The organism is Azospirillum sp. (assembly GCF_035627195.1).
Lineage (GTDB): Bacteria > Pseudomonadota > Alphaproteobacteria > Azospirillales > Azospirillaceae > Azospirillum.
This window is the reverse complement of the sequence record NZ_DASPMG010000365.1, coordinates 1-16,367: the sequence shown is the minus strand read 5'-3', so window position 1 is coordinate 16,367 and position 16,367 is coordinate 1. Positions and strand designations below refer to the sequence as shown.

Below are 16,367 nucleotides of genomic sequence, written 5' to 3'. Positions count from 1 at the left end.
GGCCCCCTCTCCCCAACCCCTCTCCCGCCAGGGGAGAGGGACTATACGGCCCCCTCAAATCCCCGCGCCGTCCGCGTGGACGCAGACGCGCCATTCCGGGAACACCAGCCGCACGGTGGTGCCGATGCCGGCGGCGCTGTCGATCTCCAAACGGCCGCCGTGCAGCTCGATCAGCGCGCGTGTCAGCGGCAGCCCCAGGCCGGAGCCGCGCTCGGCCGACAGGCTGCGCTCGTGCACCTGGCCGAAGGCGTCCAGCGCGCGCGGCAGCTGCTCCGCCGTCATGCCGATGCCGTTGTCCTCCACGCTCAGCACCAGTTCGCCGCCATCCAGGCGCCGCGCGCGCACGACCACGCGGCCCAGCGGCGGGCGGGCGAACTTGACGGCGTTGCCGATCAGGTTGGTCAGCATCTGGCGGATCAGCGTCGGGTCGCCCTGCACGGCCGGCACGCCGTCCCGCGCCGCCTCGTTCACCAGGGTCACCCCGGCGGTGACGGCGCGCGGGTACACCATGGCGAAGGTGGCGTCCACCAGCAGGCTGAGGTCGCAGGCCTCCTCGTTGAGCGGCATGCGCCCGGCCTCGACGCGGGCGAGGTCGAGCAGGTTGCTGACCAGATCCAGCATGTAGATGCCGGCCGCGCCGATCTCCTGGGCATAGCTGCGGTAGCGCTCGTTGCCCAGCGGCCCCATGATCTCGCCGGCGATGATCTGCGCGAAGCCCATGACGGCGTTCAGCGGCGTGCGCAGTTCGTGGCTCAGGTGGTGGACGTAGTCGGACTTGCTGCGGTTGGCGCGCTGCGCCTCGTCGCGGGCGGCCTTCAGCTCGGCCTCGCGCTCCTTCAGGTCGGTGATGTCCGTGCGCACGCCCACGGTCGATCCGTCGCGGGTCCTCCGCTCCTCCACCCGGATCCAGCGGCCGTCGGCCAGCCGCTGCTCGAACGGCGGGCCGGGCGTGCGGTGCCGCTCCAGATAGTCCGCGATCCAGGCGTCCAGCCGCTCCGGCGGCACCACGTACTGGCCGCGCGCCGCACCGGTGCGCACGATCTCCTCGAAGGTCACGCCGGGGGCGATGATGTCGGCGGCCTTGGCGTAGATCTCGCGGAAGCGGCTGTTGCACACCACCAGCCGGTCGTCGGGATCGAACAGCACGAAGCCGCCCGGCACGTTCTCCACCGCGTCGGCCAGCAGGTCGTGGGCGCGCAGCGCCGCCTGCTCGGCGCGGGTGCGTTCGGTGACGTTGCGGATGCTGCACAGGATGCGCCCGCCGGCCATCGCCCCCTCGGCCGTCGCCCCCTCGGCCGTCGCCCCCTCGGCCATCGCCCCTTCGGCCAGCGCCACCAGCCGCGCCTCGAAGCTGCGCTCGCCGTGCGGGCCGGGCAGGGTGAAGTCGGCTGACGCCACCGCCTCGCCCGCGGCGACGCGGGCCAAGGCCGCGGCAATGCGGGCGCCGGCCGGATCCGGCAGCACGTCCTGCACCCGGTTCATCAGGAAGCGCCCGGCCGGCACGTTCAGCTCCGACGGGCTGGCGGTGGCGAAGTCCAGGATGGTGCCGTCGCGCTGCAGCTCGAACCGCATGTCGGGATAGGCGTAGGACAGCGCCACCATCTGCTCGGTCAGGCGCAGCGCCTCGCGCCCCGCGGCGCTCTCGTCCGGCGCCTCGACCAGCACGAGGTGCGGCGCCTCCGGCATGCCGCTCAGCCGCCCGTCGACGGTCAGCGTCCGCTCCCCCACCTGGAAGGTCACGCGCGCGGCCGGCGGCGTCTCGGCGACCAGCAGCGCGGTCAGCGCCTCGGGCGGCACGCTGGCGCGCACGGTGGCGGCGGGCGCGTCGGGGGGGAGGTCCATCAGGTCGCGCGCGGCGCGGTTCAGCCAGACCACGATCCCGTCGGCCCCGGCCAGCCACAAGGGCACCGACAAGCGGTCCATCAGGGCAAGGCCGGCATCCACGGTCTGGACCACACTCATCGTCGGCGGCGGCGGTAAAAGCTGTCTTCACCAAAAATTACCACAGCGCCGATGCGGATTAAACCCCCGCGCGAGCCCCCTTGGAAACGCTGCGTTAAAGTTCGCTTGAGGTATTGGAAGCAGAGTTGCCGCCGCTTCCTGAGCAATCCGGCAATGGGCAAGCGAATCCCGCCATAGATGGGCACAGATAAACGCGGATTGCTGTCGCGGTATTCGGCAGCAGTGGCGCGAGAATTTGGCGATGGAAAATTATCGCCGCATCTGTGCTGGTCTGTGTGCATCTGTGGCAAAAATATTGCCATGTGCATGCCGACCATTGCCGGCGGAAATGCCGTCCGGAAATATTCAGTCCTCGTTGGCCGCGTCCCAGTAGTGGCAGGCGACGCGGTGGCCGGGGCGGACGGTTTCCAGGTGCGGCACCTCCTGGGCGCAGTGGTCCCGCGCGCGCGGGCAGCGCAGCCGCGCCGGGCAGCCGGTGGGCACGCGCAGGGCCGGCGGCGGGTCGCCCTCCAGCGCGGGACGGCCGCCCTCCGCCGCCGCCAGCAGCCCGCGCGTGTAAGGATGCCGGGCGTCGTGCGCCAGCACCCCGGCCGGCGCCTCCTCCACCACGCGGCCGGCCAGCAGGACCAGCACGCGGTGGCCGATGCGGCAGGCGGCGTCGGCGTCCTCGGTGGCGAAGACGATGGACAGGCCGTCGGCGCGCTGGTGGTGCAGCAGATGGGCCAGCAGCTCCTCGCGGTCGGTGGCGTCCAGCGTCGCCAGCGGCTCGTCGCACACCAGCAGGCGCGGCGCCGGGGCCAGCGCGCGGGCGAAGCCGGCGCGCGCCGCCTCCCCGTCGGTCAGTCCGGCCGGGCAACGATCGGCGGCGGCGGCCGGCAGGCCGGCGTCGGCCAGGGCCTCGGCCACGCGGGCGCGGCGCTTGTCCTCCTCCACCTCGGGCGCCAGCGCCGCCAGCGCCTCGGCCACCTGGGCGCCGATGGTGTGGCGCGGGTCGAAGGTGGCGCGCGGGTGCGGGAACAGCGCCTGCAGCGCGTGGCGCCGGTGGCGCAGCTCCTCCTCCCCCATGGACAGCAGGTCGCGGCCCAGCCACAGCACGCGGCCCGTGGCGCCCGGCAGCAGGCGCAGGATGGCGCGCGCCAGCACCGACTTGCCGCTGCCGCTCTCGCCCAGCAGGGCCACCGTCTCCCCCGCCGCCACGTCGAAGCTGACGCCGTCCACCGCCACCAGCGTCGACGCACGGGCGCCGAACAGCCCGCCGCCCAGCGGGAAGGTCACGCGCAGGTCGCGCACCGACAGCACCGGCGCCCCGCCCGGCGCCGGCCCGGCGGCGACCGGCTCGGCCGCCTCGGGCGGCGGGTTGAGGCGGCCGTTCTCCAGCACCAGCAACCGGTCGGCCGGGCCGGCCACGCCGTCGCGCGTGTGCCCGGCCAGGACCAGCGCCGCCCCCGTCTCCCGCGCCCAGTCGGCCAGCTGCGCCAGCAGCCGGGCGCGCACCGTGGGGTCCAGCCCGGCGGCCGGCGCGTCGGCCAGCAGCACCTTCGGCTCCGCCGCCAGCGCCAGCGCCAGCGCCGCGCGCCAGCGCACCCCGTCGGACAGCTGGTGCGGGTACAGCTCCAGCCGCCGCGCCGCCTGCGATACGTGCAGCCGCTCCAGCCACCGCACGGCCTCGCGCGCCCCGGTTACCTTGGTCCCGGTCACCTCGGCGAACTGCGCGGCCAACGTCTGGTGCGGCGTCAGCGGCCCGCCCTGCGGCAGCAGCACGACGCGCCCCTCGGGCCGCCGCACGCCGCCCTCCATCCGCACGCCGTCCGGCATCAGCCCGGCCAGTGCCCGCAGCAGCAGGCTCTTGCCCGCCCCGTCCGCCCCGGTGATGGCCAGCACCTCGGCCGGGCGCACGGCGATGTGGGCGTCGCGCACGATGATGGCGGCGGCGGAGTGGATCGCCAGCCCCTCGGCCTGCAACAGCGGTTCGGGCGCGCTCACGGCCGCTCCTCCGGGAAGGCGGCGGCCACGCCGTCGCCCACCGCGTTCAGCGCCGCCAGCGCCGCCGCCAGCAGCAGCGCCGGGGCCAGCAGCCCCATGGGGGCCTGCGCCGCCAGCGCCTCGCCGATCAGCGTCCCCCACGTATCCACCGGTGCCGGCGCGCCCAGGCCGACGGCGCCGGCGAAGCTCTCCACCGCCAGCGCGCGCGCCAGCACCGGCCACACCGCCGCCAGCAGCGGCCCGGCGACGGTGGGAATGGTGTGCCGCCACAGCACCATGGCCGGCGTCAGCCCGGCGGCGCGCGCCGCCATGGCGTATTCGCGCCGGGCACGGGCGCGCAGCGTGGCGCGCGCGGCCAGCGCCGCCGCCGGCACCGCCGCCGCCGCGACGGCGAGGATCAGCAGGTCGACCCCGCGCCCCAGCAGCCCGCCCGCCAGCACCGGCAGCAGCGCCAGCGGCAGCGCCGCCAGCCCCCGTGCCGCCTGCGTCAGCCGGCGCTCCAGCCGTCCCCCCGCCGCAACGGCCAGGGCGCCCCAGCCGGCCCCCACCAGCGCCGCCAGCGTGCCGCCGACCAGCGCCATCGCCAGCGTCGTGTGCCCGGCGTCCAGCGCGCGCACGACCGGGTCGCCGGACGGGCCGGCCAGCATCGATTCCACGAACCCCAGCAGGGCGAGCACGGCCAGCGCCCCCACCCCGTGCACCGCCGGCCGGTGCGCGGCGAAGCGCCGCCGCGCCGCCTGCGCGGGCGTCTCCATCACCGGGTCGAAGCGGCCTGCGTCCATATCCTGTCCCATGCCTCACGCCGCCCGCTCACGCGGGTCGAGCCAGCCGCCGACGATCCGCCCGGCCACATGCAGCGCCAGCACCATGCCCCCCAGCGCCGCCGCCGCCGCGACCGCCGGCCCCGCGGCCCCGGCCCGCGCCTCTTCCAGGAACAGCGCCCCGGTGCCGGGCAGGTCGAACAGCCCCTCGCCCAGCACCGCGCCGGCCGTCAGCGCGGCGGCCATGCCGCCCAGCGCCCCCGCCACCGGGGCCAGCGCCGCCGGCAGCGCGTGCCGGCGCAGCACCCGCCCGGCCGGCACGCCGCGCCCGCGCGCCGCCAGCACGAACCCGCCCTCCAGCGCCGCCGCCAGCGCGGCCCGCGCGATGCGCGCCCCGTCCGCCGCCGGCGCCACGGCCAGTGCGGCCAGCAGCAGCCCCGGCGATCCGCCCCGCCCGACGGCGAAGGCCACCGCCACCGCCAGGAAGGCCGGCACCGCCGGCCCCAGCGCGGCCAGCGCCGCCCCCGGCGCGCCCAGCGGCCCGCGCCGGAAGCGCCCGGCCGCCAGCCCCAGCGGCACCCCCGCCAGCAGGCCCAGCGCCAGCGCCCCCGCCACCAGCCCCAGCGTCACCGGCAGCGCCGCCAGCGCGCGCGCGGCCCCGTCCCCCGCCGCCAGCACCGCCAGCGCGGCGAGCAGGGCCAGCCCCGGCAGCGCGCCGATCAGGCGCCGTGCGGCGAAACTCAGCATGGCGTATCGCAAGAGGGCGCGCCGGCCGGGCGGCGCAGGCGGGAAGGCATGGGCCGGGAAAGCATGGACCGGGAAGACATGGACAAGCTGGCCGTTCGTCCTGCTGCGGATCGGTTTTGTGCGACGGTAAGCGCGAATCCCTTACATCGGCAACGGGAAAGCAACGCGGTGCCAAGGCAGTACCGCCGCCGAAGCCGGGGAGACGTGGCCGCCGCGCGTGTTGACACAGCCAGGGGATCCGGCAAACACAGGTGACGGCAGCCCATCGCCATGAACGACATGCCCATCCGTGAGCCGCAGGCCGCACCGTGCGCCGCCCCCTTGCTCGTCCCCGGCCGCACCTGCTGGCGGATCGAGCGGGCGCAGCGCGTCGGCCTCGCCATCGACGCCGCCGATTACTTCACCTACGCCAAGGCGGCGATGCGGCGGGCCAGGCGCTCCATCCTGCTCACCGCCTGGGATCTCGACACGCGCGTGCGCCTCACGCCGCAGCGCCAGCATCCCGGCCGGCCCGACCGGCTCGGCCACTTCCTGAACTGGCTGGCGGCGACGCGGCCCGACCTGCACATCCGCGTGCTGAAGTGGGACTACGCCGAGATCTTCGACCTCACGCGCTGGCAGCGGCCGCTGGCGGTGCGCCGCTGGTTCACCCACCCGCGCCTCGACTACCGGCTGGACAGCGACCATCCGACCGGGGCGTGCCACCACCAGAAGTTGCTGGTGGTCGACGACGCGATGGCCTTCTGCGGCGGCATCGACCTGACCGCCAATCGCTGGGACACCCGCGCCCACGCCCGGTGGGAGCCGGTGCGCCGCCAGCCCGACGGCAAGCCGTACGAACCCTTCCACGACGTCATGATGGCGGTGGACGGCGACGCCGCCCGCGCGCTGGGCGACCTATTCCGCGAGCGCTGGCATCGCGCCACCGGCCAGACGATCCTGCCGGCGCCCCCCGGTTACGACCCTTGGCCGGACGGGCTGGAGCCGCTGTTCCGCGACCGCGACGTCGCCATCGCCCGCACCGATCCCGCCTGCGGCGGCCGCGACGAGGTGCGGGAGGTGGAGGCGCTGTACCTGGAGGCGATCGCCGCCGCCCGGCGCTGCATCTACCTGGAAAGCCAGTACTTCGCCGCCCACGCCATCGCCGACGCGCTGGCCGCCCGCCTAGCCGAGCCGGACGGGCCGGAGGTGGTGCTGGTCAACCCCGTGCGCACCACCAGCTGGCTGGAGAACGAGGTGATGCTGGGCGCCCGCGCCCATCTGGCGCAGAAGCTGCGCGCCGCCGACCGGCACGGCCGCTTCCGCCTGTACGCGGCGCTCACCGACGGCGGCACCTGCATCACCGTGCACGCCAAGGTGATGGTGGTGGACGACTGGCTGCTGCGCGTCGGCTCCGCCAACCTCAACAACCGTTCCATGGGGTTGGACACCGAATGCGACCTGGCGATCGAGGTGCGCCCCGGCGACCCCCAGGCCGCTCAGGCCCGCGCCACGGTGGAAGGCGTGCGCAATGACCTGCTGGCGGAGCATCTGGCGACCTCCCCCGCCGTGGTGGCGCAGGAGGTGGCGCGCACCGGCTCCCTCATCCGCGCCATCGACGGGCTGCGCCGGCCCGGCGGGCGCACGCTGATCGACCTGGAAACGCCGGAACCGAGCGCGCTCGCCGCCACGCTGGTGGAGGCGCGCCTGTTCGATCCCGAACGCCCGGTCCCTGCGACGGAGCTGGTGGGGCGCGTCCTGCCCTCCCTCATCCCGCGGCGCCGCGCCTGGATGGTGGCGCTGGCGGCGCTGCTGGTGCTGGGCGGGGTGTTCGCGCTGTGGCGCATTCCGGGGCTGGCCGAATGGGCGCGGCTGGACCGCGTGCTGGCGATGGTGCAGCAGGTGCGCGCCATGGCCTTCGGCCCGGTGCTGCTGGTGGGGCTCTATGTGCTGGCCGGGTTCGTGGTGTTCCCGGTGGTGGTGCTGATCGCCGCCACCGCCATCCTGCTGGGCCCGGTGGAGGGGTTTCTCACCGCCATGGCCGGGTCGCTGGCCTCGGCCAGCGTGCTGTTCTGGGTCGGACGCAAGCTGGGGCGCAAGCATCTGGAGCACGTCGGCGGCCGCACGCTGGCCAAGGTCGGCAGCCGGCTGGCGGAGAAGGGAATCGTCGCGGTCGCCACGATGCGGGTTGTCCCCGCCGCCCCCTTCACCGTAATCAATCTCGTGGCCGGGGCTTCGCGCCTGCGGTTCACGGACTATATCGTCGGCACCGTCGTCGGCATGGCGCCGGGAATCCTGGCGTTCAGCCTGCTGGGCCACCAACTGGCGCGCACGCTGGAAAGCCCGACGGGGACGGACGTGGCGCTGCTGGCCGGGGTGGCGGCCGTGGCGATCGGGCTGGGGTGGGCGGCCAACCGGCTGCTGGTCCGGGCCTCGGAAAAGTGACAAATCAGGGGGACGTGCGACCGTGATCCGATTCAGTCGAGAGCGCATCGAGCGGTTCGCGTCGGCGCTCAAGGCGCGCCGCGCGCGCCGCCGCGGCCGGCCGCCCGACGTGCGCCGCGCGCCCGTGCCGGAAGGCATGGCCGCGTTGGGCATCGCCAGCTGGAACATCCATTCCTGCGTCGGCCTGGACGCCCGCTTCGCCCCCGACCGCATCGCCGAAGTGATCCGCAGCCTGGACGTGGACGTGATCGGCCTTCAGGAGGTCGGCTGGCACCACCGGGGCGAGGTCGGGCTGGACCAGTTCGAATACCTCGGCAAGGCCACCGGCCTCACCCCCTACGCCGCCCCCACCAAGCATCACGCCCGCGCGCATTACGGCAACGCGCTGCTCACCCGCCTGCCGGTGCTCTCCGTGCGCCCGCTCGACCTCTGCGTCGGCCGGCGCGAGCCGCGCGGCGGGATCGAGGCGGTGCTGGCGGTGAATGGGAACCCCGTGCGCGTCATCGCCGCCCACCTCGGCCTCGACCCGTGGGAGCGCGCCAACCAGATCGCCCGCATCCTGGCGGTGGTGGACGAGCGGCCGGACCTGCCCACGGTGTTCATGGGCGACTTCAACGAATGGACGCCGACCTCGCCGCGCCTGCGCCGCCTGGCCGAGGCGTTCGACGACTGGGCCAGCCCGCGCAGCTTCCACGCCCGCCTGCCGACCCTGCGCCTGGACCGACTCTACGTCCGCGGCGGCCTGAAGCTCTGCGCCTTCGAGGCCGTGCGCACCACGGTGACCCGCCGCGCCTCGGATCACCTACCCCTGCGCGCGGTCGTTGCAGTGCCGTAATAAAATACCCTCCCCTGCGCAGCTCTCGCCGGATCTTCGATCCGGCTGACGCGACAAGCGGATCCTCTGGATCCGCTGAGAGCGGGGGAGGGTGGCCGAGCGAAGCGCAGGCCGGGTGGGGGCACGAGTCGGCGCGGCGAGCGCCCTTACCCCGTCGTCACGAAGATCACGCCCAGCACCAGGATCGCCATCACGGCGGCACCCCACACCCAGGCGCGTTCCGACTCGCCGGCCTTGCCGGTGACGATGTGGCCGGTGGCGGTGGAGGCATCGGTCCGGGGGCCGTGGTCTTCCGGGCGGCGCGGGTCACCCGGCGGCGTGAAATCATCGACGGACATGGCGGCGCCATACAGTTGTCGGTCCGGAACGACTCAACCGCGCGCCGCCGCCCCGGTTCCCGCCCGATATGCCACCGGCCGTAGCGCGTGCAGCAGCCAAACCAGCAGCGTCACCACCAGGATGGCCCCGGCCTGGTGCGCCGCCGCCACCGGGATCCACACCACCGTCAGCAGCGTGGCGATACCCAGCGCGACCTGCGCCAGGATCATCACCCCCAGCAGCGACGCCACCCGGCGCGCCTGTCCCGGCAGGCGGGCCATGTGCACCCGCCCGACCAGCGCCAGCACGACCGCGGTGGTGACCAGCGCCAGCACGCGGTGGATCAACTGCACCGCCGCTGTGTTCTCGAACGCGTTCAGCCACCAGGGCGTCAGCGTGCCGATCTCCGGCGGGATCCAGTGCCCCGCCATGTCCGGGAAGGTGTTGTAGGCGTATCCGGCGCGGATGCCCGCCACGAAGGCGCCCCAGGCGATGGTCGCCGCCACCGCCGCCAGCGCCCAGCGCGCGTGCCGGCGCAAGGGTGCCGCCTCCGGCCGCCAGCCGGCCAGCGGCAGCGGGTCCAGCAGGCCCAGCGCCACGCGCAGCATCAGCGCGTAGATCAGGATCGCCGCCCCCAGGTGCAGCGCCAGCCGGTAATGGCTGACGTTCGGCGCGTCCGACAGGCCGCTCATCACCATGAACCAGCCGATGGCGCCCTGCAGCCCGCCCAGCACGAACAGCCCCGCCAGCTTCGGCGCCAGCGTGCGCGGGATCATGCCGCGCGCCAGGAACCACAGGAACGGCAGCAGGAAGGCCACGCCGATCAGCCGGCCCCACAGGCGGTGGAACCACTCCCACCAGAAGATCCGGCGGAAGCCGTCCAGGTCCATGCCGGCGTTGAAGATGCGGTATTCCGGCGTCTGTTTGTACAGGTCGAAGACGCGCTGCCACTCCGCCTCGCCCAGCGGCGGGATGAAGCCGATCAGCGGCTTCCATTCCACCATCGACAGCCCGGATTCGGTCAGCCGCGTGATGGCGCCGATCACCGCCATCGCCAGGACCATGGCACAGCACGCCAGCAGCCAGACGGCGACCGGCCGCGTGTCGGGGGCGACGCGCGCGGGCGCGTCGTAAGTCACGGTGGTCAAAGGGGGCCCCTCGCCTGTTTCTCTTTGTTGGCGAAAGATATGGTGCGTGCCTCCCCCACACGTCAAACACTTGGCGCGTGAAGAAACCTCGTGCATCGGCGGGCGTGTTGGCGTGAAATGATCGGCACCCCCGGCAGCGGACGGTTGCGGCATGGCGGACCTGGTTCTGGGCTTCGGCCTCGGCTTTGCTGACCTTTACGAGCGCGACGGCCTTCTGGCGCTCGACCGCGCTTTTCTGGAGCATCTGGCGGCGGCCGACGCTGTACTGGCCGACCGCCTGACCGCCGCCCGCACGGCGCCGGACGCGCTGGACCGCGCCGCCGAGAGCGCGCTGCTGATCACGCTGGCCCCGCACCTGGACGACTTCCTGGGCGAACTGTTCGGTATCCGGAACGAGTTGAACGAGCTGCGCGCCCGCCACCACGAGCTGGCGCCGCTCTACGCCGCCAAGCGCCTGTTCGTCCAGCGCCGCGCCGCCAAGACGGTGCCGGTGGAGCAGGCGGCCGCCCTGGACGGTGCCGAACTGACCGCGCTGATGGAGGACTGGCTGGGCGAACCGCTGAGCGAGATCGGCTTCGCCCGGCAGGTGCTGGCCTGGATGGACGCCGAATCGGACCACGCCGACCGGCTGGAGGGCGCCGCCCGCTACGCCGCCTGGGCGTTGTTCAGCGCCGCCGGCCGCGCCCGCCACGGCTCCGGCGTGCTGTTCCAGTTGCCGCACCGGACCGACCCCTTCCACCTCGTTCCCGCCGACACGGTCGACCTGCACGGCCTGCCGGCCATTGCGCTGCCGGAAGGAAAGCGGCGCGCCCGCCAGGGCTTCCACCTGACCGACCCCGGCACCGACCTGGAAGGCGCGCTGGACGAGGCGAACTACTGCATCTGGTGCCACGAGCAGGGCAAGGACAGCTGCTCCCACGGCCTCCCCGACAAGAAGGCCGGCGGCTATGCGAAGAGCGTCTTCGGCGTGACGCTGCACGGCTGCCCACTCGACGAGAAGATCTCGGAGATGCACGCGCTGAAGGCGCAGGGCGTGCCCATCGGCGCGCTGGCCATGGTGGCGGTGGACAACCCGCTGTGCGCCGCCACCGGGCACCGCATCTGCAACGACTGCATGAAGTCGTGCATCTACCAGAAGCAGGAGCCCGTAGACATTCCGCAGGCGGAAACACGCACGCTGAAGGACGTGCTGGAGCTGCCCTGGGGGTTCGAGGTCTACGGCCTGCTCACCCGCTGGAACCCGCTCGACCTGCGCCGCCCGGTGATGAAGGCGGACAGCGGGTACAAGGTGCTGGTCGTCGGGCTGGGGCCGGCCGGCTTCACGCTGGCGCACCATTTGATGAACGACGGGCACGCGGTGGTCGGCATCGACGGGCTGAAGATCGAGCCGCTGCCGGCCGACCTGTCCGGCGTGCTGCCCAGCGGCAAGCGGGTGGGGTTCCGCCCGGTGCGCGACGTGCGCGACCTGTTCGACCGGCTGGACGAGCGCGTCATGGCCGGCTTCGGCGGCGTGGCCGAGTACGGCATCACCGTGCGCTGGAACAAGAACTTCCTGAAGGTGGTGCGGCTGCTGCTGGAGCGGCGCCGGCGCATAACCATCGTCGGCGGCGTGCGCTTCGGCGGCACGCTCACCCTGGACGACGCCTTCGCGCTGGGCTTCGACCACGTGGCGCTGTGCATGGGGGCCGGCAAGCCCACCGTGGTGCCGATGAAGAACGGCTTGGCGCGCGGCGTGCGGCAGGCGTCGGATTTCCTGATGGCGCTGCAGCTGACCGGTGCGGCCAAGACGGAGTCCGTCGCCAACCTGCAGGTGCGCCTGCCCATCGTCGTCATCGGCGGCGGCCTCACCGCCATCGACACGGCGACCGAGGCGCTGGCCTACTACCCCGTCCAGGTCGAAAAGTTCCTGACCCGGTACGAAACCCTGGCGGCCGAACGCGGGGAGGACGCCGTGCGCGCCCGCTGGACGGCCGAGGAGGCCGCCACCGCCGACGAGTTCCTTACCCACGCCCGCGCCATCCGCGCCGAACGCGCCGCCGCCGTGGCGGAGAACCGGCCGCCGCGGATCGGCGCGTTGCTGGACGGCTGGGGCGGCGCCACCATCGCCTACCGCCGCCGCCTGATCGACGCCCCCAGCTACACCCTGAACCACGAGGAGGTGGCGAAGGGCCTGGAGGAGGGCATCCGCTTCGTCGAATCCGTCACCCCGACGGCCGTCGACATCGACCATTCCGGTTCCGCAACGGCCCTGCGCCTGACCCGCGCCGACGGGACGGACGCCGCGCTGCCCGCGCGCACCATCCTGGTCGCCGCCGGGACCCAGCCCAACACCGTGCTGGCGCGCGAGGAGCCGGACTGGGTGGAGCTGGACGGCCGCACCTTCCGCGCGCTGGACGAGGACGGCGCCCCCGTCACCCCCGAACGCATCGCCAAGCCCGCCGCCGCGCGCGTGCTGATGAGCCGGTCACCGGACGGCCGCTGGGTGTCCTTCTTCGGTGACCTGCACCCGTCCTTCTCCGGCAACGTGGTGAAGGCCATGGGCGGGGCCAAGCGCGGCTATCCGGTGGTCAGCCGGGCGCTGGCCAAGCGCCCGCCCACCCCGGTGCCGGCGGCGCAGCTGGCGCAGGAGCTGAACGCCATCCTGCGCCCCTGCGTGCACAGCGTCACCCGCCTCACCCCCACCATCGTGGAGGTGGTGGTGAAGGCCCCGGCCGCCGCGCGCCGTTTCGAACCCGGTCAGTTCTACCGCCTGCAAAACTACGAGACGCTCGCCTACCGCTCCTGCAACACCACGCTGGCGATGGAAGGGCTGGCGCTGACCGGCGCCTGGGTGGACAAGGCCAAGGGCCTCCTGTCGCTGATCGTGCTGGAGATGGGCGGCTCGTCCGACCTGTGCGCCGTGCTGAAGACCGGCGACCCGGTCGTCGTCATGGGCCCGACCGGCACGCCGACCGAGATCCCCAACGGCGGCACGCTGGCGCTGGTCGGCGGGGGCTTGGGCAACGCCGTGCTGTTCTCCATCGGGCAGGCGGCGCGGGCCAGGGGCTGCCGCGTCGTCTACTTCGCCGGCTACAAGCGGATCGAGGATCGTTACAAGACCGAACAGATCGAGGCCGCGGCCGACCGCGTGGTCTGGTGCTGCGACGAGGCGCCGGGCTTCGCGCCCACGCGGCCGGGCGACCGGACCTTCGTCGGCAACATCGTGCAGGCCATGCACGCCTACGCCACCGGCACGCTCGGCCCCGCCGACATCCCGCTGCCGGAGGTCGACCGCCTGATCGCCATCGGCTCCGACCGCATGATGGCGGCGGTGGGTGCGGCGCGGCACGGCGTGCTGAAGCCGTACCTGAAGCCCGGGCACACGGCCATCGGCTCCATCAACTCGCCCATGCAATGCATGATGAAGGAGATCTGCGCCCAGTGCCTGCAGCGCCACGTCGATCCCGTGACGGGCGAGGAGAGCGTGGTCTTCTCCTGCTTCAACCAGGACCAGGACCTCGACCGCGTCGACTTCCCCGGCCTGGGCCAGCGCCTCGCCCAGAACGCCGTGCAGGAAAAGCTGACCGCGCAATGGATCGACCGCTGCCTGCGCGCCATGGGGGCGCGCAGGCCGTAACGCCGTCCGTCAGCCTTCCGTCACGCCGGCCTGCGGCTGGACGGTGTCGCTCTGGAACAGGGCGGCTTCGGCGGCGCGGCGGGCGACGAGGCCGGGCAACTGCTTCTTCTCGCCGCCCACGGTGCAGTACACCCACTTGCCGAACTCGCCGGCCGCACCTTCGTAATCCTTGGCGTTCAGCTTCTTCAGCAGGGTCGAGGACTGCAGGCTGCCCGCCCCCAGGTTGAACACGAAGCTGGCCAGCGCGCCGCGCTGGTCGTCGTTCAGCGGCACGGTCGTCAGCCGGTCCACCGACGCGGCGGCCGACGTCAGGTCCTGCTGGAGGAACTCGTCGGCCTGCGCCTGCGTGATGGTCTGGCCCATCTGCACGCCGGCGGTGTGGCCGTAGCCGATGGTCGCCACGCCGGCCGGGCAGCGGTAGGCGTTCAGGTACAGGCCTTCGAAGTGCTTCACCAGGTCGACGGCGGCCTGGCAGACCGGCTTGGTGGCGGTGGAGGTCGGCATGGCGTAAGGGCTCCCTAAGCGAGAATGGGACACGAATGATGCCCCGAGCCTAGTCCATCGCACGCGCTGCTGAAATTTAAAATGTGCGACAAAATGTGACGCATGTCTGAGTATGGAACTCGGCCAAGCCGTCACCGCGGCAGTTCCTCCAGCGCCTTCAGCAGGAAGAACAGGCCGAACAGCATGGCGAACAACCCGGCGATGGTGGCGAACTCCAGCACGGCCCGGCTGAACCAGGGGTCATGCTCCTTCTCATACTCGCACATCACGGCAAACCTCCTCGCGGTCGCGGTCTCAAGCAATTGCCTAAAATTTTATACGAACACGAGGGGGCGGGCTGTGACGGCGGTCACAGCCCCGCGAAAATCACTCCGGATCGACCCGTATCCCTACTGCCAGCGGAACTCCGCGTTCACGTGCCGCAGCTCGCCGGGGGTGATCAGGCGCGTGGTGGCCAGCTTCACGGAGTGCAGCTTGCCCTCCAGGTTCTTCTCCCAGAAAGTCAGGAACCGGCGCAGCACGGGGTATTCGGGCGCAAGGTCGAGGTCCTGCCAGACATAGCTTTGCAGCAGCGCCGGATGGTCCGGCAGGTGGTACAGGATCTCGGCGGTGGTCAGGCGGTAATCGCGCAGCTGAAGGGCCAGTCCGGTCATGCGGAACCTCCGTCGTGGTGGATCCTGGCGGCGTTCCCGGTTGTGCCATCGTCCGCCAGCGTGCCGTTCCCCTGAACAACGCGCAACGGGAAATTCCGTTCCAAATCAATTCGTTAGCAGCATGTTGCGGCGAGTGCTGCCAGGATTTCGCACAAATCCAAAAACGACCCTCTTGAATCCCGCGCGCCACTCGATTAGCTGTCTGGCACTCACCGGGGGTGAGTGCTAACAGCGCCGCTCCCGCAACCGCATTCCTTAATGAGCCTTAGATCTCAGGAGGCACGCATCATGAAGTTCCGTCCGCTGCACGACCGGGTCGTCGTCAAGCGTCTGGAGTCCGACACCAAGACCAAGGGCGGGATCATCATCCCCGACACCGCGAAGGAGAAGCCCCAGGAGGGCGAGATCATCGCCGTCGGCGCCGGTGCCCGTGACGAGAGCGGCAAGATCGTCGCGCTCGACGTCAAGGCCGGCGACCGCGTCCTGTTCGGCAAGTGGTCGGGCACCGAGGTCAAGATCGACGGTCAGGATTTCCTGATCATGAAGGAGAGCGACATCATGGGCGTCATCGAGGGCTGATTGCTCTCTGCCGCCTTTTGACGTCACGAAGACCATAGAGAATTAAAGGAATCGAGACATGGCTGCCAAGGAAGTCAAGTTCTCCGCCTCCGCCCGCGAGAAGATGCTGCGCGGCGTGGACATCCTGGCCGATGCGGTGAAGGTCACCCTGGGTCCGAAGGGCCGCAACGTCGTCATCGAGAAGTCGTTCGGCGCCCCGCGGATCACCAAGGACGGCGTGACCGTCGCCAAGGAGATCGAGCTGGCCGACAAGTTCGAGAACATGGGCGCCCAGATGGTGCGTGAGGTCGCGTCGAAGACGAACGACCTGGCCGGCGACGGCACCACCACGGCGACCGTTCTCGCCCAGGCGATCGTCCGCGAGGGCGTGAAGTCGGTGGCCGCCGGCCTGAACCCGATGGACCTGAAGCGCGGCATCGACCTGGCGGTCGAGACCGTCGTGGCCGACATCAAGGCCCGCGCCAAGAAGGTCACCACGAACGCCGAGATCGCCCAGGTCGGCACCATCTCCGCCAACGGCGAGCTCGAGATCGGTCAGAAGATCGCCGAAGCCATGGGCAAGGTCGGCAACGAGGGCGTCATCACGGTCGAGGAGTCGAAGAGCCTCGAGACCGAGCTGGACGTCGTCGAGGGCATGCAGTTCGACCGCGGTTACCTGTCGCCGTACTTCATCACCAACGCCGACAAGATGACCTGCGAGCTGGACAACCCGTTCATCCTGCTCCACGAGAAGAAGCTGTCGGGTCTCCAGGCCCTGCTGCCGGTTCTCGAGTCGGTCGTGCAGTCGTCGCGCCCGCTGCTGATCATCGCCGAGGACGTCGAGGGCGAGGCCCTGGC

The 16,367-nt window shown here is 72.2% G+C and carries 14 protein-coding genes; 5 read left to right on the top strand and 9 right to left on the bottom strand.

Going from position 1 to position 16,367, the window contains the following annotated elements; genetic code table 11:
- Window positions 1–54 precede the first annotated feature (54 nt).
- The 4 genes from VED21_RS32170 to VED21_RS32155 form a co-directional block, all read right to left on the bottom strand.
- Window positions 55–1,923: a sensor histidine kinase gene (locus VED21_RS32170; protein WP_324889846.1), complete on the bottom strand. Its 1,869-nt coding sequence runs from the start codon at window positions 1,921–1,923 to the stop codon at window positions 55–57.
- Between the two features lie 384 nt (window positions 1,924–2,307).
- Window positions 2,308–3,945, bottom strand: a complete 1,638-nt coding sequence (locus VED21_RS32165; protein WP_324889844.1) for an oligopeptide/dipeptide ABC transporter ATP-binding protein — start codon at window positions 3,943–3,945, stop codon at window positions 2,308–2,310.
- Window positions 3,942–4,727: an ABC transporter permease subunit gene (locus VED21_RS32160; protein WP_324889842.1), complete on the bottom strand. Its 786-nt coding sequence runs from the start codon at window positions 4,725–4,727 to the stop codon at window positions 3,942–3,944. Before VED21_RS32160 ends, VED21_RS32165 begins: the two co-directional genes overlap by 4 nt.
- Window positions 4,728–4,742: 15 nt before the next feature.
- A complete protein-coding gene (locus VED21_RS32155) occupies window positions 4,743–5,453 on the bottom strand; it encodes an ABC transporter permease subunit (RefSeq protein ID WP_324889840.1) in 711 nt (236 codons plus the stop codon).
- A 270-nt stretch (window positions 5,454–5,723) separates the two neighbouring features.
- Here VED21_RS32155 and VED21_RS32150 point away from each other — a divergent pair, with 270 nt between their 5' ends.
- Both VED21_RS32150 and VED21_RS32145 read left to right on the top strand, forming a co-directional pair.
- Window positions 5,724–7,877: a VTT domain-containing protein gene (locus VED21_RS32150; protein WP_324889838.1), complete on the top strand. Its 2,154-nt coding sequence runs from the start codon at window positions 5,724–5,726 to the stop codon at window positions 7,875–7,877.
- Between the two features lie 22 nt (window positions 7,878–7,899).
- The gene (locus tag VED21_RS32145; protein WP_324889836.1) at window positions 7,900–8,712 is read left to right on the top strand and encodes an endonuclease/exonuclease/phosphatase family protein; all 813 of its coding nucleotides are present in this window, start codon (window positions 7,900–7,902) and stop codon (window positions 8,710–8,712) included.
- Window positions 8,713–8,858: 146 nt separating this feature from the next.
- On the opposite strand, the gene VED21_RS32140 is transcribed toward VED21_RS32145, so the two are convergent.
- Both VED21_RS32140 and VED21_RS32135 read right to left on the bottom strand, forming a co-directional pair.
- Complete coding sequence (locus VED21_RS32140; RefSeq protein ID WP_324889834.1) at window positions 8,859–9,050, bottom strand: hypothetical protein; 192 nt, start codon at window positions 9,048–9,050, stop codon at window positions 8,859–8,861.
- Between the two features lie 33 nt (window positions 9,051–9,083).
- The gene (locus VED21_RS32135) at window positions 9,084–10,169 is read right to left on the bottom strand and encodes a COX15/CtaA family protein (protein WP_324889891.1); all 1,086 of its coding nucleotides are present in this window, start codon (window positions 10,167–10,169) and stop codon (window positions 9,084–9,086) included.
- 160 nt (window positions 10,170–10,329) lie between these two features.
- On the opposite strand from VED21_RS32135, the gene VED21_RS32130 reads away from it, so the two are divergent.
- Window positions 10,330–13,794 (top strand): FAD-dependent oxidoreductase, encoded by a 3,465-nt coding sequence (locus tag VED21_RS32130; RefSeq protein WP_324889832.1) that lies wholly within the window; start codon window positions 10,330–10,332, stop codon window positions 13,792–13,794.
- Between the two features lie 9 nt (window positions 13,795–13,803).
- Here VED21_RS32130 and VED21_RS32125 read toward each other — a convergent pair whose 3' ends face one another.
- From VED21_RS32125 to VED21_RS32115, 3 genes are all read right to left on the bottom strand, one after another.
- Window positions 13,804–14,298, bottom strand: coding sequence for a lysozyme (locus VED21_RS32125; protein ID WP_324889830.1), 495 nt, complete (start codon window positions 14,296–14,298; stop codon window positions 13,804–13,806).
- A gap of 131 nt (window positions 14,299–14,429) precedes the next feature.
- Window positions 14,430–14,564, bottom strand: coding sequence for a hypothetical protein (locus tag VED21_RS32120; protein WP_324889828.1), 135 nt, complete (start codon window positions 14,562–14,564; stop codon window positions 14,430–14,432).
- A 123-nt stretch (window positions 14,565–14,687) separates the two neighbouring features.
- On the bottom strand, window positions 14,688–14,951 hold the full coding sequence (locus VED21_RS32115; protein ID WP_324889826.1) for an usg protein: 264 nt from the start codon (window positions 14,949–14,951) through the stop codon (window positions 14,688–14,690).
- Window positions 14,952–15,239: 288 nt separating this feature from the next.
- Here VED21_RS32115 and groES point away from each other — a divergent pair, with 288 nt between their 5' ends.
- Together groES and groEL are read left to right on the top strand one after the other, a co-directional pair.
- On the top strand, window positions 15,240–15,530 hold the full coding sequence (gene groES / locus VED21_RS32110; protein WP_324889824.1) for a co-chaperone GroES: 291 nt from the start codon (window positions 15,240–15,242) through the stop codon (window positions 15,528–15,530).
- A 58-nt stretch (window positions 15,531–15,588) separates the two neighbouring features.
- The coding region (gene groEL, locus VED21_RS32105) for a chaperonin GroEL (protein ID WP_324889822.1) at window positions 15,589–16,367 on the top strand (779 nt) is incomplete at its 3' end.